Annotated in this window: 17 protein-coding genes; 9 read left to right on the forward strand and 8 right to left on the reverse strand. The window is 61.3% G+C overall.

The genetic code is table 11. The features are described 5' to 3' along the window. Positions 1-3 precede the first annotated feature (3 nt). The gene (locus DGA31_RS30625; protein WP_421957943.1) at positions 4-846 is read left to right on the forward strand and encodes a methyl-accepting chemotaxis protein; all 843 of its coding nucleotides are present in this window, start codon (positions 4-6) and stop codon (positions 844-846) included. A gap of 118 nt (positions 847-964) precedes the next feature. Here DGA31_RS30625 and DGA31_RS03010 read toward each other — a convergent pair whose 3' ends face one another. From DGA31_RS03010 to DGA31_RS03035, 6 genes are all read right to left on the reverse strand, one after another. Then, positions 965-2,212 (reverse strand): OprD family porin, encoded by a 1,248-nt coding sequence (locus DGA31_RS03010; protein WP_109511478.1) that lies wholly within the window; start codon positions 2,210-2,212, stop codon positions 965-967. 184 nt (positions 2,213-2,396) lie between these two features. Continuing rightward, positions 2,397-3,326 carry a dihydrodipicolinate synthase family protein gene (locus DGA31_RS03015; RefSeq protein WP_056836751.1) on the reverse strand — a complete coding sequence of 310 codons (930 nt, stop codon included), beginning with the start codon at positions 3,324-3,326 and terminating at the stop codon, positions 2,397-2,399. Positions 3,327-3,458: 132 nt separating this feature from the next. After that, complete coding sequence (locus DGA31_RS03020) at positions 3,459-4,850, reverse strand: MFS transporter (RefSeq protein ID WP_109511479.1); 1,392 nt, start codon at positions 4,848-4,850, stop codon at positions 3,459-3,461. A gap of 143 nt (positions 4,851-4,993) precedes the next feature. Beyond that, the gene (locus DGA31_RS03025) at positions 4,994-5,836 is read right to left on the reverse strand and encodes an IclR family transcriptional regulator (RefSeq protein WP_056836756.1); all 843 of its coding nucleotides are present in this window, start codon (positions 5,834-5,836) and stop codon (positions 4,994-4,996) included. 422 nt (positions 5,837-6,258) lie between these two features. After that, positions 6,259-8,532, reverse strand: coding sequence for a bifunctional acylase PvdQ (gene pvdQ / locus DGA31_RS03030; RefSeq protein ID WP_193551485.1), 2,274 nt, complete (start codon positions 8,530-8,532; stop codon positions 6,259-6,261). An 84-nt stretch (positions 8,533-8,616) separates the two neighbouring features. Then, the gene (locus tag DGA31_RS03035) at positions 8,617-9,105 is read right to left on the reverse strand and encodes a sigma-70 family RNA polymerase sigma factor (RefSeq protein WP_109511480.1); all 489 of its coding nucleotides are present in this window, start codon (positions 9,103-9,105) and stop codon (positions 8,617-8,619) included. A 145-nt stretch (positions 9,106-9,250) separates the two neighbouring features. Between DGA31_RS03035 and DGA31_RS03040 the strand changes: the two genes are divergently transcribed. Continuing rightward, on the forward strand, positions 9,251-10,255 hold the full coding sequence (locus DGA31_RS03040) for a FecR family protein (protein ID WP_056836795.1): 1,005 nt from the start codon (positions 9,251-9,253) through the stop codon (positions 10,253-10,255). 1 nt (position 10,256) lies between these two features. Here the strand turns inward: DGA31_RS03040 and pvdP are convergent, their stop codons facing one another. Further along, entirely contained in the window at positions 10,257-11,870 is a 1,614-nt protein-coding gene (gene pvdP, locus DGA31_RS03045; protein WP_152034987.1) for a pyoverdine maturation tyrosinase PvdP, read from the reverse strand. Positions 11,871-12,082: 212 nt separating this feature from the next. On the opposite strand from pvdP, the gene azu reads away from it, so the two are divergent. Further along, a complete protein-coding gene (azu, locus tag DGA31_RS03050) occupies positions 12,083-12,532 on the forward strand; it encodes an azurin (RefSeq protein ID WP_109511481.1) in 450 nt (149 codons plus the stop codon). A 5-nt stretch (positions 12,533-12,537) separates the two neighbouring features. Here azu and DGA31_RS03055 read toward each other — a convergent pair whose 3' ends face one another. Beyond that, the gene (locus DGA31_RS03055) at positions 12,538-13,662 is read right to left on the reverse strand and encodes a cupin-like domain-containing protein (protein ID WP_109511482.1); all 1,125 of its coding nucleotides are present in this window, start codon (positions 13,660-13,662) and stop codon (positions 12,538-12,540) included. 199 nt (positions 13,663-13,861) lie between these two features. Here DGA31_RS03055 and DGA31_RS03060 point away from each other — a divergent pair, with 199 nt between their 5' ends. From DGA31_RS03060 to DGA31_RS03085, 6 genes are all read left to right on the forward strand, one after another. Beyond that, on the forward strand, positions 13,862-15,220 hold the full coding sequence (locus tag DGA31_RS03060) for a dipeptidase (RefSeq protein WP_109511483.1): 1,359 nt from the start codon (positions 13,862-13,864) through the stop codon (positions 15,218-15,220). A gap of 15 nt (positions 15,221-15,235) precedes the next feature. Next, positions 15,236-16,444 (forward strand): acetyltransferase domain-containing protein, encoded by a 1,209-nt coding sequence (locus tag DGA31_RS03065; RefSeq protein ID WP_109511484.1) that lies wholly within the window; start codon positions 15,236-15,238, stop codon positions 16,442-16,444. Positions 16,445-16,498: 54 nt separating this feature from the next. Beyond that, positions 16,499-17,356: a dihydropyoverdine dehydrogenase gene (gene pvdO, locus DGA31_RS03070; protein ID WP_193551486.1), complete on the forward strand. Its 858-nt coding sequence runs from the start codon at positions 16,499-16,501 to the stop codon at positions 17,354-17,356. 44 nt (positions 17,357-17,400) lie between these two features. After that, a complete protein-coding gene (locus tag DGA31_RS03075) occupies positions 17,401-18,246 on the forward strand; it encodes a formyltransferase family protein (RefSeq protein ID WP_109511486.1) in 846 nt (281 codons plus the stop codon). A 323-nt stretch (positions 18,247-18,569) separates the two neighbouring features. Then, a complete protein-coding gene (locus tag DGA31_RS03080; protein WP_109511487.1) occupies positions 18,570-19,901 on the forward strand; it encodes a lysine N(6)-hydroxylase/L-ornithine N(5)-oxygenase family protein in 1,332 nt (443 codons plus the stop codon). Positions 19,902-19,918: 17 nt separating this feature from the next. Beyond that, complete coding sequence (locus DGA31_RS03085; RefSeq protein ID WP_109511488.1) at positions 19,919-21,583, forward strand: cyclic peptide export ABC transporter; 1,665 nt, start codon at positions 19,919-19,921, stop codon at positions 21,581-21,583. The last annotated feature ends 25 nt before the right edge of the window (positions 21,584-21,608 follow it).

Genomic DNA, 21,608 nt, shown 5'->3' on the forward strand with positions numbered 1-21,608 from the left:
GAAATGATCCTGAGCCTGGCACGGTGCGCGCAGTTACTTGAAGAGCACAATGCCCAGCTCGGGCACAGCACTCAACACGCTGCCGACGCACTGGTACGCCAGGCCGAGGATGCCGATCAGGTCAATCACGCCATGGAACAGATGGCCCTGGCCACGCACAACGTCGCGCAGTCGGCACAAAGTGCCGCACAAACCACACGAGAGACCGACGATCAGGCCCAGAGCATGCAAGCCAATGTGGGCCAGACCATCATTGCCATCGGTGATCTGGCGGCCGGCATCAGAACCGCAGCGCTGGATATCCAGAACCTGGGCAGTGATGTGGAGTCCATCGGCTCGATTCTCGATGTCATTCGAGGCATAGCCCAGCAAACCAACCTGCTGGCCCTGAACGCGGCGATTGAAGCCGCCCGTGCCGGCGAACAGGGGCGCGGCTTTGCCGTTGTGGCCGATGAGGTGCGCTCCCTGGCGCAACGTACCCAGCAAAGCACCGAGGAGATCCAGACCAAGATCAGCCAACTGCAGCAAGGGGCGCGAACGGCGGTCATCACCATGCAGGGCAGCCTCACGGGCAGTGAAGCGGCCGTAGAAAAAGTCAGCGGTACGGTAAAGATTCTCGAAGGGGTCAGCAGTGCCGTTTCCGAGATCAACGGCATGAACAACCAGATCGCGACGGCGGCCGAAGAACAGTCGAGCATTGGCAGCGAAGTCAATCAAAGCCTGTCCCAGATCAGTCAACACATCAAGCAGACCCAGACCATTACCGCACGTAACAATGCGTTGTGCGGGCAACTCGACGAGCTGTCGCAAGAGTTGAGCGTCCTGGTCAAGCGCTTCAAGGTCTGATTGACACAAGACCCGGGGTTATCAGGCCTGGCGACAACCCCGGGGCCTGGTGGAAGTCTACTTGCTCACGCCAGCGCGCCTGGGCAGTCCACAACCGGACAGCAGCGCTGCACGCGCCTCACAGAAACCTGATCGGGTAACTCACTATCACCCGATTCTCATCATAATCGGTGGCATTGAAATCCCGGCGCACGCTCGCATTGCGCCAGCGCAGCGACAGGCTCTTGAACGTCCCACCCTGCACCACATACCCCAACTCCGACTCACGCACCCACTCGCCGCCATCGTCGACATTGCGCAGCTGCACATCGCGGCCCTTCACATACCGCGTCATCAGGCTCAAGCCCGGCACACCGTAGCCGGCAAAGTCCAGGTCATAGCGCAGTTGCCAGGACTTTTCCTTCGGGTTGTCGAACGCATGGTTGAAGGTGTTGTTGGCCAGGTAAATGCCGCCGCTGCCGGTGATTCTCATCCAGCCCGTGTCACCGCCCACCTGTTGCAGGCCAACACTGAAGGTGTGCTGGCGCACGCCCAGCCCCAGCATCAAGGAGGTGGTGTGGTTGTCCAGTTGCCCGGCCCTGGCGCTGCCGTCGTCCTTGCCGCGAAAGTGGCCGAGGTTGGCATTGAGGGTGATGCCTTCGGCCAGTGACCAGCGCTGGATCAGGCCGGCGTACTGCTGCTGGTAGATGTCCTTGAGCTCACCGGCCCACAGGCGCACGGTGGTGTTTTTCGATTCGCTGCGGTAGTCGCCGCCCAGGTAGCGAAAGCCATCGCTCTGCACGCCGGCATAGGCCAGGTCTTCCATGGAAGAGTCATTGCGCAGGCTGGTCTTGCTGAACTCGCCGGCGTACAGCGTCCAGTGCCTGATGTCTTCGGACGCTAATTGCGCGCCCCTGAAGGTTTGCGGCAAGGCGCGAAAGTCGTCGGCGGTGACCAGCGGCAGGTTGGGCATCCATTCGCCGACTTTCAGTTCCGTGGCCGAGATCCGCGCCTTGAGCGCGACACCCAGGCGGCCAAAACTGCCGGCCGGGTCGCCATCGCCGTCGCGCGGCAATAACAACGCGTTGTAGCGGCCGGCACCGCCGTCCAGCTTGACCGCGTACTTGCCCAGCACGTCGACACCAAAGCCAACAGTACCGGTGGTAAAGCCCGAGCGTGCGTCAAGAATGAAACTCTGGGTCCACTCCCGCGCTTCGCTTTGCGCCGCGCCGGGCGCGGTGAAGTTGCGCTCGAAGAAGAAGTTTCTGAGGTTGAGGCTGGCACGACTGTCATCGATAAAACCCTGGGCGTGCACCGGGGCGTGCAGCAAGACCGAGGTGAATACCAGTGCGCCGGTGGTTTGGGCGGTAAGTGCTTTCAAGATCATGACTCCCTTGTTGTTTTTATTGAGGGGCTCGCTCGATCAGTGATGTCCAGGCAGCCGATCGCCGTCCCGGAAAACCTGGATCGACAATGGCATCAGGAATCAGTGGCAAGGCTCCAGGAACAGGGAGCCTTGTCTGGGTTAGAACACGGGGATGGGCTGCGCCATTGCGGCACAGCCCCCGCGGTCAGACCAGGCCGGCGGCGCGCAGCGCGTCGGCGATTTCACGGTCGGCGCCTTCGGCCAGCGGCAGCAGCGGCGAGCGCACGGTGGCGTGCTCCAGAATGCCGCGGGCGACCAGGCCATGCTTGAGGGCCACGGTGCCTTCCATGTGCGAGCCGCGATGGTAGACAGTGCGGGTCACCGGCAGCAGACGATCATGCAGGGCGCGGGCGGCCGGGTAGTCCTTGCGTTTGCCGGCTTCGATCAGCTCGATCAGCGGCTCGGGCGTCAGGCCGCCGTAGCCGACCAGTGCGCCGTCGACGTCGAACATGGTGTGCAGCAGGTATTCGTCGTGGCAGGTGAGGATTTGCAGGTCCGGCACTTCGCGACGTACTACAGGGATCTCGGTGTCCCAGCGACGCATGTTGCGCACGCCGTTTTTCATGGCGAACACGCCCGGCTGTTTGGCGATGTCCAGTTGGGTTTCCAGGTCGTAGGTGGCCTTGGTGACATCCGGGTACTGGAACAGAATCAGCGGCAGGCCGCTGTGTTCGTAGATCGCCTTGTAGCGATCCTGCGCGGCGCCCTTCTGGTAGCCGAAACGCAGCCAGCCGTGGGACGGGTACACCAGGCCCGCCGAGGCGCCGGCCTCGACCGCACGCACCGCTTCAGCGGCCGCCACCTGGGTGCCTTCGCCGGTGATGCCGGCAATGATCGGCAGGCGACCGCCCACCGACTCCTTGAAGGCCTGGATCACCCGGGCCTGTTCGGCCTGGGTCAGGAAGGTGCCTTCACCGGCATGGCCCAGCACGACCAGCCCTTTGACGCCGTCGAAACTGCCCAGCCACGCACCCAGTTTCTGGATGGCGTCGTAGTCGACCTGGCCATCGCGGGTAAAAGGGGTCACGGGTGCCGGGACCAGACCGCGCAGATCGATGGTGTTCTTGGTGCTCATGGTAGTTCCTCTTTTTGGGTTCAAATGTCCACAACTGACGCGTGCAGGGGCGCAGAACATGCACAACGGCACGCTCTGAAGTGAATGGGTAAGTTGGGGTGTAACGGACAGCGGTTTATCGGGTTATTGAAGTTACGGCGACAGTTCTTCGAGCATCCGTCCTTTGGTTTCAATGGCAAACAAGGCGGTGACGATACCGGTCAATAACAGCACGACCGCAAAGACACCGAACACGTAATGCACGCCCGCCCCGGACACTGCCAAACCGACCACCAGCGGGCCTGCCGCCGAGCCCAGGCGCAGCCAGGCACTGCCGACCCCGGTGCCCAGCGCCCGCAAGCGGGTCGGGTAGAGTTCGGCCGAGTACAGGTACAGCGAGAAGGTCACGGTCTGGATCAGCGCGTAGCCCAGCCCGGCCAGCAGCAGGATCTGCAGCGGTGTGGTCGCGCCGGTCAGGGCCAGGGCCGCCAGCGGCACGGCGCCCAGGAACAGCGCGCCGATGTACCAGCGCCGCCGCCCGACCTTGTCGATCAGCAAGGCACAGATGATCGCCGCCACCACACCGGCCGCCGAGGTCATGAAGCCGTAGGCCAGGCTGGTGTCCAGCGGCAGGTTGAAGTGCTGCCGGTACAGCGTCGGCAGCCAGGTGATCAGGCCGTTGGCGACCATGTAGGCGCCGAACCACATGCTCCAGATCACCAGCGAGCGCTTGAAGTACATGCCGCGAAACAGCTCCTTCCAGCCCTGCCCGGCACCCGGCTTCTGGATCGGCGGCACTTCGACCGGCGGGGTCAGGGTCTTGCCGGACTTGATGGCGCTGTCTTCAAGACGCGTGACAATACGGTCGGCCTCGTCCAGGCGGCCCTTGGAGGCCAGCCAGCGCGGCGATTCGAACAGAAAGAAACGCAGTGGAATCAGCAGCATCGCCGGCACCAGCCCGACCGCAAACATGGCCTTCCAGCCATAGACCGGCACCAGCAGGTAGCCGATGATCCCGGCCCCGACCAGTCCGAGCAGAAACATCACTTCATAAAGCAGGAAGAACCGCCCGCGCTTTTTCGAGCCGATCAATTCATTGACATAGGCACTGGCGACCGGCACCTCGCCACCGGTGCCGATGCCCTGCAAGAACCGGAAGGCCATCATCGCGACCGCGCCGGAGGCGAACAGGCAGGCCACATCCATGGCCACGAACAACAGGATGGTAAAAGTCAGCACTTTCATGCGCCCGATGCGCTCGGCCAGCCAGCCGAAGAACACCGCACCAAACAACTGCCCCAGATAGCCTGCCGACAGAATCATGCCAATCTGCGTGGCACTCAGGCTCCACTCCTTGGCCAGTACCGGCATCGCATAGGCAATGGCGATCACGGTATAACCATCAAAGAACGTGGCGGCACCAATAATGTTTCGCGCCCAGAACACTTGCCGGGTAATTGGCAGGCGTTCCAGGCGGGCACTGATATTGGCCTGGCTCTTTCCTCCTTCGGTCAATGGCGCCGTTTCTACGTGCTGCATCAACATGGCACTTCCTCTTCTTGTTGTTCGGATTATCGGGCGTGCGCGGGCCTGCCGTGCAACACGCACAGTGCTTGAAAGTGTTTGAGTACGGCGGGCAAGTTGAACAGGCAACTTGCCCTCTGGTTATTCAGTCTTTATGTATTGGCTTATAACGTCGGTCCGATACTGCCGTTGGCTTCCAGTGCCTTGCCAATAGCAACGGCCGCTTCCAGCGTCGAGGACAAGGCCCGCTCGCGCAGCTCTTCGGCAGAACAACGCACGGTCGGTGCAGCAATGCTGATCGCGCCGACCGGATAACCGTCGATATCCAGTACCGGTACGGCCAGGATTCTGAGGCCGTCGGTGAACAGCGATTCGGTGAGGATGTGGCCATCGGCGCGGACGCGGCCCAGCAGCTCGGGCAGCGCCAGCTCGCTGGCATGGGGTTTCATGATGAACGGGGTCAGGGGCGTGAGTTGCCGGACCTTGTCCACTTCCTTTTCAGGCAGAAACGCGAGGATCGACTGGCCGATGGCCGTCTGCGTGGCCGGCACCGTAGTGCCGACGCGGATATCGACGCCTAGCCGGGTGATGCCGGCGCGGACCCGCTCCAGGTACAGCACATCGGCGCCTTGCAGCACGGCAAAGCTGGCGGCCTCGTTGGTCTCGCCGACCAGGCCGCGCAGGATCGGGCGCACGATGCTGCGCAGGTCGGTACGCGCGATGGCATGAAAGCCCAGGTCAAGCACCTTGAGGGTCAGGGCGAAGCGGCGGCTTTCCGGAATGCGGGACACATAGCCCAGCTCGACCAGGGTATTGAGCATGCGAAAAGTGGTGCCGGGATCAAGGTCGGCAGCGGCCGCAATCTGGCTCAGGGTCAGTTCTTCGTTGTCCGCCGAAAAAGCTTCCAGAACTCGAAAGCCCTTGGCCAGGGACTGGACGGTGCTGCGCAACTTCTTGTCGTCCGGCTCTTTTAGCGAAGCCGTAAGGGATTTGTCGCTCTTCAACATGTTCTTCGCACCTTTTTTGTTTTTTCGGATTGCGAAATATTTTTCTCTTATATAGAATACCAGTTTGCCGATGTGTGTCCTATTCGATTTATCTTGCTGATTTTGGCTTTTATATTCTGTTTGAATATATGAAGGCGTATTGGCGGGATTATGTGTGGTTCTGTTTTTTAGTTAAAACTTAACTAACTCTTTGATTTTCATATATTTAACATGGATCACCCGTAGGAGCGCGCTTGCCCGCGACCGGCTGCGTTAGCAGTCGTAAATTTTCAGCGTTTCGTAGATTTTGCGAGCGCTAGCGCACTCGGTCGCGGGCAAGCGCGCTCCTACTGGGCCATGCAAGCCGTGTATCAATGAAAAGGCCCGAAATCTTCTGTGATGAGGATTCCGGGCCTTTTCAGTTCTGTCACGGCATTGAGCGATTATTCCTTCAAGCGCACAGTCTCCAGGGTCGGGTCGGCCTCAATCTGTTTTTCATTGAACGGCAGCGGCTGCCACTGCTGGCGCGAGAACAGTTCGGTCTGGTCGGCGTAGTGCGGCGAGGCCGGGTCGCTCGATTGCGAGAACGACAACAGCCCCTGCGCCACCGGCCCTTGATCGTCAAAGCTCACCAACTGGATATAGCTGCTGCCGCTGACGACCTTGAGCGTACCGTCTTTCTGCGGCGTGCTCTGCATGGCGTTATAGATGCCCAGGTGCCCGTCACCGCCCGGCACCGCAATGGCCTTGCCGTTACGCTCGGCCACCTGCACCTGGCCCCAGGTGATACTGGCGGGCAGCTTGAGGGCATCGACCTGCGCGACCGCCTTGCGCAGCATCTCAGCCACGGCACGGGACACTTCCGGTTGTTGCCAGGCGATGCCGCGCGGGGTGTGTTGCGGGTCTTGTGCATCGAACGGCTGGCGCCAGCCCTTGCCCTGGGCCTGGAACTGCCTGGCGAAGGCCTGGAAATACAGCCAGCCGCGTGAGGCGTCGACGCCGGCGCTGCGGTCCCAACCGTGCAGGGCGATGCAGGCGCGCTGCAATTCGCTGTCGCCCTTGAGCTTGCCGCACCATTGCAGCAGGTCATCAAGCAGCAGGTCGGCGCCATGCACCCGGTTGCCGGTCACCAGCCCGCGCAGGAACGCCTCGCTGATCGGCGCCTGGCCCAGACCGCTCAGTTGCGTGAGGGCAAAGCGCGCACGCAGGCCCAGTGGCGAGCCTTCACGGCTGATCAGCGGCGAGAAGCCGGTCAGCGGCTGGGCCGGGTTGGCCAACCAGGCGCTGTCGTTGGAGTTCTGCACAAAATCCTTGCGCAGCAGCACCGGCAGTTGCGCGCCCGGCACGATGCCCGGTTGTACGGCGTCTTCGGCATTCTGCCAGTCACAGGCGCTGCGACTGCCGTCCAGCCCCGGCAGGCCCTGCGCCTGCAAGGCGGGCACGATGCAGTCTTTCAGCTGCGACAACGCCACGTTGGGCACCACCGAAACGTTCATGTAGACCGCCTGCCCCTGCTGATCGGCGGCCAGGGTATTGACCCACGGAATGCCCTGGATGCGCTGCACCACATCGCGCAGCTCGATGACGCTGGTGGCGCGATTCATCGCGTACCACTGCTCCACGGCGCGGGTGTTGGCCAGGTTCGCATCCTGGAAGGCATAGGCGTTCTGGCGGTCCCAGTCGGCGACGCCCGGCCACTTGATCAGCGGGCCGTAGCGCGATTCATGGATCACTTGTTTGCGGGTGGTCAGCGTGCCGTCGGCTTCACGAATCTGAATCTGCACGTCGCGCTGTTGCAGTGGATAACTTTTGCCATCGACCACATAACGCTGCGGATCCTTGGCATCCAGCGTCAGCTTGCGCAGGGTGAAGTGCCCGGAGGTGTCCACCGTGTGGGTCCAGGCCAGCTGCCGGTTGAAGCCGATATTGATCACCGGCAAACCGGTCAGTGAGGCGCCCATCACGTCCAGCTTGCCGGGGATGGTCAGGTGCATCTGATAAAAGCGCAGCGCGCCGAACCACGGAAAATGCGGGTTGGCCAACAGCCGGCCACGGCCGTTCTCGGTGCGCTCGCCGCCCACCGCCACCGCGTTGCTGCCACGCTCGTAGACCGAGCCCAGGATCCGCGCCGGATCGATGCTGGCCTGTGTTGCCGCCGCTACGGTGGGCGGCGCGGCGGCCAGCAGCGGCTCGGCAAAGCGGCCGATGCCGCCCTCGACCATCAGCCGGTGGATCAGCCGCACCATATCGGTCTCGTGCAATGGCCGCACCCACTCGGCACCCTGGCAGGCCTTGGGCGCGCCCTTCTCGCTCAGGTAGCGGTTGAAGCCGGCGACATAGCCGCCCAGCAGTTGCTTGACCGGCTCTGGCTGCGCCTGCCAGTAGGCGTCGACCGCCTTGTCGTTGTTGAGCCAGGTAAAGAACAGGTCCGACTGCACATTGCCCAGCCGTGCGCTCGACTGCCCGTCGCGACCCAGAAAGCGCGAGCGCTCGCCACGGGCGGTCAGCACCTCGTCGCTGAGCAGGCACAGGTTGTCGCGGGCATAGGCATAGCCCACGCCATAGCCCAGGCCACGCTCGTCATGGGCCTTGATATGAGGGATGCCAAAGGCGGTCCAGCGGATTTCGGTTTCGCCGCTGTGCAAGGCATCGCGGGCGCAACCCGCCTGAGACAGCAGCAGCGCGGCCAGGGCACTGGCCAGAAGACTTCGACGCACCTGAATACCTCTTGCAGATCATTGAGCGACCGGAACGGGCGCCATGGAGGGGGTGCAGGAGGGACGTACGGGCACAGTCTGAATTTAAGGCGGCGACAGACGCTCCATCTCCGAGACCCGGACACGGCAGTGCTTCATGGCATTGACGATGTGTTTCTCGACCATGGCCTTGGAAATGCCCATCACCTCGGCAATCTCGTCATGGCACAGACCGTCAAGCTTGCGCAGCAGGAAGGCCTGGCGGCACTTGTCGGACAGCTCATCCAGCGCCGCCATGACCAGCTCGGCCCGCTGCAGCTGATACAGCGTGGCGTGGGGGCTTTGCGTCTGCGGGCTTTCTTCGGCCGTGATATCGACCAGCGACTCGCTGTTGCGCACCACACCCCGGCGAAAGGCATCCACGCAGAGGTTGATTGCGGTGCGATAAAGAAATGCCTTAGGGTATTCGAGCGTGTCGAGGCGCGGGCTTTCCAGCACTTTCAGGTAAGCGTCGTGAGCCACATCCGCCGCCAGATTGCGGTCACGCAATTTGATCGTCAGGTAACCCAGCAGGCCTTGATAGTACTGTTCCATGTTCACTCCGTCAGGAAACCGTGTACCGGATCCTTGACACTCAGATGCCCTGTTAAACAGGGGCTAACTGTATATAATTCTCATCCGCATAAAAAGAATTTCATGCAGTAACCCCAGGAAAAACGCAGTTCAACCGGTAATGCCGATGCCCAGCCAAACGCCTCCGCCCGCGCCCGATGACCGCCTCAGCGATGAAGCGGCGCACTGGTGCATGCGCCTGCATGAACCGGACTTTTCCGCAACCGAACGCATGCACCTGGAGCAGTGGCTGAACAGCGACCCGGCCCACCAGCGTGAATTCGATGCCATGCTGGAGATCTGGGACATCAGCGAATTTCTGCCCGTGGTCACATCGGCCTCAACGGCGCCGGTGTTGGTCGCTCCCCGTGCGGTCCGCCTGCCTCGACGCGCCACCCGGCGCCCGCTGATGGCCGCCGCCGTACTGGCCTTCACCCTGCCGCTGGCCGGGCTGATCGGCTGGAACCAGGGCTGGATTGCGGACAGTTACCAGCGCTTCGAGAGCGAAACGGCCACCCGGAACGTGACCCTGGCCGATGGCTCGCATGTGCAGATGAACCTTGGCACGCGGCTGTCCTACAGCAATTACAAGGATCAGCGCAGCGTGACCCTGAGCCAGGGCGAAGCCTTCTTCAAGGTGCAGCACGATGCGGCGCACCCGTTCATGGTCAATGCCGGCAGGGGCCAGATCCAGGTGACCGGGACGCAATTCAACGTCTGGACCTACAAGGATTCGGTGATCGTGACCCTGGCCGAAGGTTCGGTCAGGGTGCTGGGCGACAAGGCCGAGCGCGACCGGGTGGCTTACCTGTCACCAGGCATGCAGGCACGCTATGACCCCGCCAGCATCGACCCCCAGGTCAGCGCCGCTTCGCTGGATAACACAATGGCCTGGCGCAACGGCAAGCTGGTGCTCGACAACCTGACCCTGGCCGATGCCCTGCCGCAGATCAACCGCTACCTCGACACGCCTGTGCACATTGCCGATGCCGCCACCGCGCAACTGCGCATCGGCGGCATCTACAACACCCATGACATCGCCGGCCTGGTGCAGGCGCTGCCCAAGGTGTTGCCGGTGGTGCTGAGTCGTAATAACGAGGGTGAAACGGTGATCCGGCGCAAGGCCGGCTGAGTCACGCCTTGCCGGGACCGGGTGGCAGGTAGCGGCCGTACCAGGGGCGGCGCGGGATGCGCCCGGAAAGGCGCTCCATTTCCTGTTCACTGGCGCGAATGACGCGCAGCGCCAGCTTCATGGTCTCGACGTCCAGCTCGCCACCGCCGCCGCCATTACTGCGTCCCCAGGCCCCGCAGCCGGCCTCGGCGGGCCCTAGCCAGGGCTGATCGACCTCGACCCAGCGGCCCTTGGCAAACCAGTGCACGCCGCCGACCTCGGCGCGTCGCACCTCGCCGGGATGCACCTGCTCATGGGCCTCGAACCAGTCCTCGATACGGTCATCGATCCAGCCATGAAACGCCCAGAACACCGGATTGACGTGCGAGGAAAAGGCATCGGCCAGATAGTCGTTTTCAGCCCGGAACCAGCGCTCGGAAAAATCGTCGGCCGGGCGGTCATAGATCATCGGGTACTGGCTGTTCGGGTCACGCCCCACCGCCGCCCAGCACATGTGCAGCCAGTCATGCAGGCCCAGTTCGATGCGGCTGCCCAGTTCGCCCAGGCAGATCGTGCTCAGGTAATCGGGGTTCTGGTACTGCGCTTCCCAGACCTGGAAGTTGCCGTAGTAACCCTCGCTGCTTTTGACATCGCGCAGCCACTGGTTGAAGGCATCGTCGCCCTGCGATTCCCAGGCCGGCGGCACCGAGTAGCCGTCATGGTTTTCCAGGTAATCCACAAAAGGCTGAATACCGTGCCCGATAAAAGGCCGGGGCGGCGGAAAGGACTGCCACGATTTCAAATCCTGGAAGCTGCGCGCGTGCCCCAGCATGCCGCGGTGCATGTACAGGAAGTCCTCGCCGGAGCCGTTGGTGTGGCGGTGCTTGCCACGCGCATCGCGCTCCTGGCCAAGCGGCCCCGGCTGCCAGCCCAGCCCGCGCAAGGCCTGTTGGTGCTCGGCATTGAGCCGGTGCCAGCGATCACGCGTCGCGTGCCAGAGCTGGTGATAAAGCCGGTGCTCGGGAGAGATCAGCCAGGCGTGCAGGTCAGGCGTGTAAGGCAGGCGTTCACGGGCCTGGATGAAAGGCCGCCGGACGGCCACGAAACGCGCCTGTACAGTGGACGCCCCTACCTGACTGCCGCGCAGGCGCAAGGCACCGCTGAGTGTCGCCTGGCCGCCGCCGGTGCTCCAGATGCCCCAGACCTCGTCGAAGATGGCCGAGCATTCGTAGGCCCGCCCCTGCCGGTCCGCCAGTTTCCAGCGCAGGTTGGGCGCCTTGCCGGTGTCCAGATCGCCAAAGAGCTCAAAGCCGCCGGCCTTGAACGGTCGGCGCCCCAGATGCCCACGCAATGCCCGTCCCGACGGACCGACGTCCAGCAACAGCTCCAGTCCTTCACCGGCCAGCTCGGCAAACCCCTGCTGGCCATCGAGCAGACGAAAATCCCAGATCCCGACCAGGCGCCCGGCCAGCAGGCTTTGCCCCAGGGTGGGCGGGACGATGGTGGGCTCCTCGAGCAGCGCCGCCTCTTCGGCCGCCTGATAGCGCTGGTAGCCCAGAACCGGCAAGCCAATCCCACCCGCCGTGGCTGCCACGGCTGCTGCACCTGCGAGCAATCCCCGCCGAGAACACTTCATCTAGACCCATCCGCTTGTCCGCTCTCCGGTCAGAGCGCCTGCCCCAAGAACGAACGGCCGGCATCGAAATTTATGCCGTCGCGCCATGCCGCGCAGACCAGGGGTCTGTTGCCGTTTCATCACGGCCGTGCTGAAACGGCAACAGACCCTAAAACCACCGGCGCCTGATTCGTCTGCTCTGCAGAACCTTTGAACAGCCGTTGGAGAATCACATGCACCGCGCCTTGCTTTTGGCTCTTTCCCTCACCCTGCCAGGCTTCGCCTGGTCGGCAGAAGACTGCACCACCGAGATTCATGGCACCGACCAGATGACGTTCGATAAAACCGAAATCGTCGTGCCGGCAAGCTGCAAGACCTTTACCGTCACCCTCAAGCACCCGGGCGAGATGCCCAAGGAAGTCATGGGGCATAACTGGATTCTCAGCAAGACCGACGACATGCAGGCGATCCTGGACGAAGGCAGTGCTGCCGGGGTCGAGAACGGCTATCTGAAGACCGCTGACACCCGTGTCATTGCTCACACCCGATTGCTCGGCGGTGGCGAGCAGGACAGCGTGACCTTCGACACCGCGAAGCTGAAAGCCGACGCAGACTATCAGTTCTTCTGCTCATTCCCGGCCCACGCGGTGCTGATGAAAGGTCGCTTGAAGTTCGGGGCCTGACCCGCCTACCCGCGCCCGGAGTTGACCCAGAAGTTGACCGACAGCGACGTCGACACCGACTCGACCTGATGGAACCAGCCCTCGGGCAGGAACAACAGGTCTCCTGCCTCAAGCACAATGCGGTGGAACACCACCTCGCGGGCGGCCGGGTACGCTTCATAGTCCGGCTGGTCGGGATTCACATCACAGCCCTCCAGCCCGCCGCCCTCGGAGGTCGACCAGGTGCCCAGCGCCTCGCGATGATGCGGCGCCGCCAGGATGAACGATTTCTGCCCCCAGACCTGGGCGAACAGATTGTCCGAGTCATCACGATGCAGTGGGGTGAGCGTACCCTTGGGACCGATCCAGATACGCGGCTTGATGTACAGCGAACGCTCGAAGTAGTGCGGAAAACGGATCAGCTCCAGCAGTTGCGCCGGCATCAGGTTGTTGCCCATGTACGGCGCAGGCTCGCCCGGTGCGCGGGGGCGCTCCAGCGATTCGATGAACCCGGCAATGGAGGTCGAGCGAAAGTCGCGATCGGTCGAGAAGGTCTTCTGCGCATAGTCGCCGTGCCGGGTAATGCCCTTCAACTCGGCGAAATGGATGATCGACTCTTCGCGACTCATGTTGAAGAACGGCCAGTCCTGCAAGGCATCGCTGAGAATGACCGGCGTGCCATACGGCAGATAGTCACGGCGAAAATCCTCCACCGACAGGCTGCCGAGCGGGCGTCGCTCGATGCCGGACAGCACCGGCTGTGCCGCCGACAGCCGATCACTGGCCCGCTCGCGCGCCGGATAGCGCTGGTTCATTTTCGCCGCCGGCTGCTCGACGGTCGTGCCACGCCGGGCCGCGCTGATGATCTGCGGCAACAAGGTTGCCAGCCCCATCTGCCCGTCGATTTTCAGCCGGCCATTGGCAAACAGCTCCTCGACGTCCTGGGTGCCTTGCAGGATGCCGGCAAAGGCCTGCGCGTCCACCGCAATGGTGACATCGGCGGCTGCATGCCGGCCCGGGCGCACCTCCAGCGTGTCATTCACTTGCGCCCACACCGCCTGGCCCTGGCCGAAATCGAACTGGAACACACCCTGCGCGCCCACCGCCTGCGCACCGGCAAACAAGCGGGTCAATACCGCGAGCACATCCATACGTCACCTCATCTGAGCACCTGATCAAGTGCCTGCCCCGTATTGCTTACGCGACGGCACATCCCATGCCCTGTAAACGGATGGCGCCGCGCTGAAATTATCGACAGCCGCCCCCGATTAAATTGCGCCGCGCCTGATTCGTTATTCCTCCCAACCACCGGCCGCTCGCCGGTACACGCCGATAACGCCCGGGAGTTTGATGAGCATGAGTCGCGCCGCCAGGAAATGGCTGATCTTGAGCCTCGTGACAGTGGCTGCACTGGTGGCTGCCGCCGCGCTGGCCTGGTGGCTGTTCATCGGCCGCCTGCAGCCCTACCCATCGCAGGTTACGCTGCGCGCCAACGAGATGCAGGAGCGCATTCTTTCGTTCGACAGCCATATCGATATCCAGCCCACCTTCGGGCGGGCCGGCAACGAAGCCAACAAGGACGGCCGAACCCAGTTCGACCTGGTCAAGGCCGCACGCGGGCGCCTCAGTGGCGCGGCACTGACGCTCTGGGCCTGGCCGGAATTCTGGAACGGCGCCAACGGCCCGCACCGGCCGACGCCGGGTTTTGTCGAAGCCGCCCGCCATGAGCTGGAAACCCGCTACCGCATCATCACCGGCATCGCCCGCGACTTTCCCAACCAGGCCGGCATCGCCTACACACCGGCCGACTTCAAGCGCCTGGCCCATGAGGGCAAGTTCGCCATCGTGATCAGCATGCTCAACGCCTACCCGCTGGGCGACGAGGTCGCGGCCCTGGACGACTGGGCCGCACGCGGCATGCGCATCTTCGGCTTCAGCTATGTGGCCAACAACGCCTGGGCCGACTCGTCGCGGCCCATGCCGTTCTTCGGTGATTCGCCGGACGAGCACGGCGGCCTCTCGCCACTGGGCCGCCAGGCCGTGCAGCGCCTCAACGACCTCGGCGTGGTGATCGACGTGTCGCACATGTCCAGCCAGGCCCTGGAGCAGGTCGCGCAACTGAGCCGTGCACCCATCATCGCTTCGCACTCCAGCGTCCGGGGCCTGGTGGACCTGCAACGCAACCTCACCGACAAGGAGCTGCGGCTGATCCGCGACACCGGTGGCGTGGTGCAGATCCCGGGGTTTTCGTCGTATCTCAAGCCGTTTTCCGATGAAACGCTGGACAAGATCAACCAGATGCGCGCCGGCTTCGGCCTGCCCAAGGTGCAGAACCTGTCCCAGGCCAGCATGCCGGCCGACCCGGTTTTTTCCATCTGGCCGGAGAAAAAGTTCGGCGAATACGCCGGTGCCCTGTACGCCATTCTCGACGAAGACCCACGCGCCACGCTCAAGGACTTTGGCGACGCCATCGAGTACGCCGTGAAGAAGATCGGCATCGACCACGTGGGCATCAGTTCCGACTTCAACGACGGCGGCGGTGTCATCGGCTGGGAGAACGTGGGCGATACACGCAACGTGACCGCCGAACTGATCCAGCGCGGCTATTCGGAGCAAGACATTGCCAAGTTGTGGGGCGGCAATTTCCTGCGGGTGTGGGAGCAGGTGCAGCAAGCGGGCAGCCAAAAGCCCGCCGCAGCCAGCCAGTAACCTGGAGGACGACCCATGAGCCTTTCACTCCAGACCGGCACCGGCAGCGCTGCGCCAGGTCATGCGGCGGTCGATGCAGGCGCCCGGTGGGTGGCACGCACCCGATTGGCGTCGATCGATGCCCTGCGCGGCATCATCCTGCTGGCCATGCTGGTCGATCATGTGCGCGAGACGTTCTTTCTGCAGCATGAAGTCGCCGACCCGGTGGACTACCACACGCCGCTGGGCCTGTACCTGACCCGGATGATCACCGAGCCCTGTGCGCCGCTGTTCGTGTTCCTGACCGGCCTGTCGGCCTGGCTGTACAGCCAGTCGCATGGCCTGAAGGACACCAGCGCCTTCTTGTTCAAGCGCGGACTGTTTCTGATTGTGCTGGAGGTCACCCTGGTGGATTTCGCCTGGAGCGGCGAATTTCCGGCAAGGTCCCTGGACCTGCAAGTGATCTGGTGCATTGGCGTGAGCATGATTGTCCTGGCCTGCCTGCTGCGGGTGCCCAGGCCTGTGCTGTGGCTGCTGGGCATTGCGATCATCGCCGGGCACAACCTGCTCGATGGCCTCGCCGTCGATCATCAGTCGGCCCTCTATCTGCCTTGGGCCATGCTGCATGAGCGGGCCTCGTTCGAGTTCACGCATTTCCCGGCAATCTTCACCAGTTATCCGCTGCTGCCCTGGTTCGGGGTCATCATCCTGGGCTACGCCGCCGGTCCCCTGTATGGCTCCCACATCGAGTCCCGACAGCGTATTTCGATTCTGCTCAGGTGCGCGGCCATGCTGTTCGCCGCCTTTGTCGCCCTGCGCTACCTGAACGGCTACGGCGAAAAGCCCTGGGTGCATACCGGCGAACTGATCGAAACACTCAAGAGTTTCAAGAGCGCCACCAAGTACCCGCCGTCGCTGCTGTACCTGCTGCCCTCGCTGGCTTTCGGCCTGGCCACCCTGGCCTTGCTGGAAAAGTACCAGGACAGTCGGGCGGTCAGGGTCATGGCCATCTATGGCGGCGCGCCGATGTTTTTCTACCTGCTGCACCTGTACACCCTCAAGCTCATCTACCTGGCTGTACTGCACACCCTGGGGCCGAACATGGGCCGTTACTACGGCTTCGATACCCTGTCCGGTATCTGGCTGTGCAGCGCGCTGCTGAGCGTTGCGCTGTTCTTTCCAACGGCCTGGTTCGCACGCCTCAAGCAGCGGCGCAGGGACATTGCCTGGCTGAGGTACTTCTGAGTTCACATTCGTACGGCCGGTGCGCACTGCCGATTCATTTTTACCGAGGTTGCCATGAAATCACTCACCCTGTTGTGCTCGAGCGCTTGCCTGGCGTTATCGCTGACTGGCGTTGCCGCCGAAGAAAAACCACCCGGTACTGTTTTCAAGGACTGCAAGGACTGCCCGGAAATGGTGGTGCTGCCGGCCGGCAGTTATGTCATGGGCGCACCGGACGACGAAGTGGGTCGCCAACCCGATGAAGGCCCGCAACACACCGTGACCTTTGCCAGGCCGTTCGCCATCAGCCGCTTCCAGGTCACCGCCGGCGAGCTGGACGCCTGGATCAAGGCCAGTGGCGTCGTCATAAAGAGCGGCGACAAACGCCCCGGTCGCTGGTGCGAAGCCAGCAAGCCCAGCTACCAGCAGGCGCCGAGGCAACCGGCGGTGTGTATCGACTTTGAAGAAGTCCAGGGCTACGCCCAGTGGCTGGCGCAGCAAACCGGCAAGCCGTACCGCATGGTCAGTGAAGCCGAGCGTGAATACGCCGCCCGGGCAGGCTCGACCGGCCCCTTCCCGTTTGCGTTCGACAAGGAAGGCGAGTACCAGATCAGCCAACACGCCAACACCTATGGGCCCAGGGATGGCTACACCTACAGCGCGCCGGTCGGCAGCTACCCGCCCAATGCCTTTGGCGTGTATGACGCGCACGGCAATGTGTATGAGTGGGTTGCCGACTGCTGGCACAAGGATTATGTCGGTGCGCCTGCCGATGGCAGCGCGTGGATCGAGGGCGGGGAATGCGAGAGTGCGCATATGCGTGGCAACGACTGGGGTGAGCCGCCGATTTTCTCGCGCTCGGCCAATCGTAACGACCGACTGAAAACCACCCGCGGGGACTTCCTGGGGTTCAGGGTAGCTCGAGAACTATGACACTTGCGAGTTGCGACACACACCATCACCCAAAGGAACCCGAAATGTCCAAAAAAAGACTGGTCTACATCATGTCGCTGCGAAATGCAGCAGCCGACAAGGCCGGACAATATGTCAGCTACAAGGGCGAGATGCGCTATATGACATCGCCGCTGGAATACCTGGCCAAGGCGCTCGATGAAACACCCCTGGGCGATCAATACTCGTTGGAAGGCATCATTTACGACGACGATGTCGAGTCGCCCGGTGACCGTGAAAAAATCAAGGACTATGGCTTCACGTGCGGGGCGGGCAAGCACTGGATCTACCCTCAGGATCTGACCGTTCAGGGACGCAAGCTGAATGATTTGATGCGGTGTGTTCCTTCCACGTATCGTCGTTATCCCCTGGATGCGGTTGAGCGCAAGGCTGGCAAAAGTCAGTTCGAAAATACTTTGCAGCAACTGCTGCTGGCGCTGCGTGCTGACGTCGTGTTGCTGGATGGCTTGCTGATTATCCTGGATGAGCTAGTGCGTCCCGGCAGCCGCTTCCACCGCAAGATCGTCAATATCCACCCCGGAATTACTCGTATTGAGTCTCCCTACGAACGGCGCGGCGCCTATGCAACGCTTGACGCCCTCTATGGCGCTCGTGGCGAGAAGATAATTGATTGGCAAACGATGCAGGCCATTCAGATCCCGCCCGTCACGCTCACGGGCGCATCATTTCATTATGTGGACAATGGTATCGACTCTGGGGAGGTCATTATTGATGTCCTGCAGACGTCAATATCTGCTCAGGACACCATTCTGGAACTGCGCTGGAACAATTTTAACCACAGCCTTTTCCCGGCCTTGTATGAAGGCCTCATGGCCATGATCAAGGTCCAGGAACCTGCGGCCCTGGCCTAGGGTCTGTTGCCGCTTCAGCACGAGCCGTGATGAAACGGTAACAGACCCTGGTCTTCGCTTGCAGTGCTCACCCCATCAGCCGGGTGGGATATCCGTATTTTCATACGAATATCCCACTCGCCATCTGCACCACGCCCCTCTTGAATCCCTCCATCTGCCATCGCTAAATCCGCCCGCCTTCGTTTCGTCTTGTCCACATGAGCTTTGCGTGCAAACCGCAACGATACCCGCAGAGCAATGATCGTTCGATTCATGACAGGGAGCAGGGCAAGCCCATCAGGGTGGGCTGTCTGCTTTACACAAACGCCAGAGGACGTGTTGACATGACTACAATTTCACCTTCGATACATGATGTTATCGGGGTAGGCTTCGGTCCCTCCAATCTTGCCTTGGCCATTGCGCTGGAAGAACTCGCCCAACTCAACGGCAAGTCACTCAATGCCCTGTTCATTGACAAGCAGGCGCATTATCGCTGGCATGGCGACACGCTCTCCTCACAGAGTGAACTGCAGATTTCCTTCCTCAAGGACCTGGTGTCCCTGCGCAACCCCACCAGCCCCTACAGCTTCGTCAACTACCTGAAAAAGCAGGATCGCCTCATCGACTTCGTCAACCTCGGCACATTCTATCCCTGCCGGCTGGAGTTCAATGACTATCTGGGCTGGGTGGCCGAACAGTTCGCGGAGCACGCGATCTATGGCGAAGAGGTGACGCGCATCGAACCAGAGTTCGACAATGGCGCCATCCACCACCTCAAGCTGGTGTCACGTACGGCCCATGGCCAGGAACATGTACGCCATACTCGCTCGGTGGTGATCAGTACCGGCGGCTCACCGAAAGTCCCAGCCGTATTCGAGCCGTTCAGGCATGACCCCAGAGTTTTCCACCACTCCACGTACCTGAGCAGCCTGAACAAATTGCCCTGCAGCGAAGGCAAACCGATGCGCATTGCAATCATCGGCTCTGGACAAAGTGCAGCGGAGGCGTTCATTGATCTGAATGATAGCTTTCCGTCAGTCAAAGCCGAAATGATCCTGCGCGGCACGGCGCTCAAACCCGCTGACGACAGTCCTTTCGTGAATGAGATTTTCGACCCGCGATACACCGACCTGGTGTTCCAGCAGTTGCCTCAGGATCGCGAGCAACTCATCAACGAGTATCACAACACCAACTATTCGGTGGTCGATCCGGAGCTGATCGAACGCATCTACGGCATTCTTTATCGCCAGAAAGTTGCACACCAGTACCGTCATGCCGTGCTGTGCCGGCAACAGGTTGAAACCGTTCATTCCAGCGACCAGGGTATTGAACTGACCCTGCGCGACCTGGCCACCAATCAGCACCGCACCCATCGCTACGATGCCATTATTCTTGCCACCGGCTACGAAAGACGCACTCATCATTCACTGTTGGCGCCACTGGAAAGTTATTTGAAAGGTTTTGAAGTGGACCGCAATTACCGGCTCATTGCAACGCCAGGACTGCACGCCCCAGTGTTCCTTCAGGGCTTTTGCGAGGCCTCGCATGGCTTGAGCGACACGTTGCTCTCCGTGCTGCCAATGCGCAGTGAAGAGATTGGCAAGGCGCTGTACCAGTCTTTGAAGATCCCGACTTTCATCCATGAGTCTCAGGCCGCCGCGCTGATCAGCGCCTGACACAACAGGAATTGTGTATGTCCAAGCCGACACGCGGCGCCACCCGCGAACTTCTGACCCTGCTCAAGCCTTTCTGGCCAATCGTGACGCTATGCATTGTGTTAGGCATGGCGGGCGGCTTGAGCATCACGATTCTGCTGGCGACGATAAATGGGGTACTGCACTCCGATAGCGGCATGACGCAGGGCGTTGTGCTGGGTTTTGCCGGCCTTTGTCTGTTGGCGTTGGTTAGCTCGATTCTGGCCGATATCGGCACCAACCATGTTGGCCAGCACATCATCGCCAAGCTGCGCAAGGAACTTGGAGAGAAAGTACTTTGCGCGCCCATCGAGCAGATCGAACGCTATCGCACTCACCGGCTGATTCCGGTGCTGACCCATGATGTCGATACCGTCAGTGATTTTGCTTTTGCATTCGCGCCCTTGGCCATCTCGCTAACGGTGACCTTGGGTTGCCTTGGTTACCTGGCGATGCTGTCCTGGCCAATGTTCCTGCTGATGGTGGTGGCGATAGTAGTCGGCACCACGGTGCAATACATCGCTCGCAGCCATGGCATCAAAGGTTTTTTTGCAGCGCGCGATGCCGAGGATGAACTGCAGAAATACTACAATGCCGTTGCTGAAGGCGCCAAGGAACTGCGCATCAATCGGCCACGCCGGCAACGAATGTTTGAACAGCGTATTCAGGGAACTGCCGACACTATTCGTGACCTGCAAATCCGTGCCATCAATATTTTTGTAGTCGCCAAGACCTTTGGCTCGATGCTGTTCTTTGTAGTGATCGGTGTGGCATTGGCCTTCCAGGCGTACTGGCCCACGACCGATAAAAGTGTGATGAGTGGCTTCGTTCTGGTCTTGTTGTATATGAAAGGCCCGCTGGAACATCTAATCGGCACTCTGCCTATCGTCAGCCGGGCGCAGATCGCGTTTCGTCGGATAGCCGAGCTGTCAGAGCAATTTTCTTCCCCGGAGCCACATTTATTACTCGAAGACACCACTCACAAGACCCAAGCGATAAAAAGCCTGGAGATGCGAGACGTGCAATATGCTTTTCCGGCAGTGGACAATAGCGAACCGTTCCGGTTAGGCCCTGTAAACCTGCGCATCAAGGAAGGCGAAATCGTCTTCATCGTCGGCGAAAACGGCTGCGGAAAGACCACACTGATCAAACTGCTGTTGGGGCTTTATGCACCTCAAGAAGGCGAAATACTCCTGGACAACAAGCCTGTCATTGCCAAGACGCGGGACGACTATCGTCAATTGTTCACCACCGTGTTTGCTGACTATTACCTGTTTGATGAACTGGTCCAGGGGGGCGGTGACGTTCCCAAGGACGCTGAACGCTACCTGCAACGTCTTGAAATTGCCCACAAGGTCAGTATTCGCGACGGAGCCTTCAGTACCACTGATTTATCAACAGGACAGCGCAAGCGTCTTGCCTTGCTCAGTGCCTGGCTAGAAGGCCGTCCCGTTCTGGTGTTCGATGAATGGGCGGCCGACCAAGACCCGACTTTCCGCCGGATTTTCTATACCGAACTGTTACCGGACCTGAAGCGACTGGGCAAGACCATCATCGTCATCTCACATGACGACCGCTATTTTGATATCGCCGATCAACTGGTGCATATGAGCGCCGGCAAGGTGGTAAGCGAGCAACTGGAGGGTCAGGAAATTCCTGCCTGATCAATAGGCGCACGGTGTGAGTAAA

The sequence above is a fragment of the Pseudomonas ovata genome, assembly GCF_003131185.1.
Lineage (GTDB): Bacteria > Pseudomonadota > Gammaproteobacteria > Pseudomonadales > Pseudomonadaceae > Aquipseudomonas > Aquipseudomonas ovata.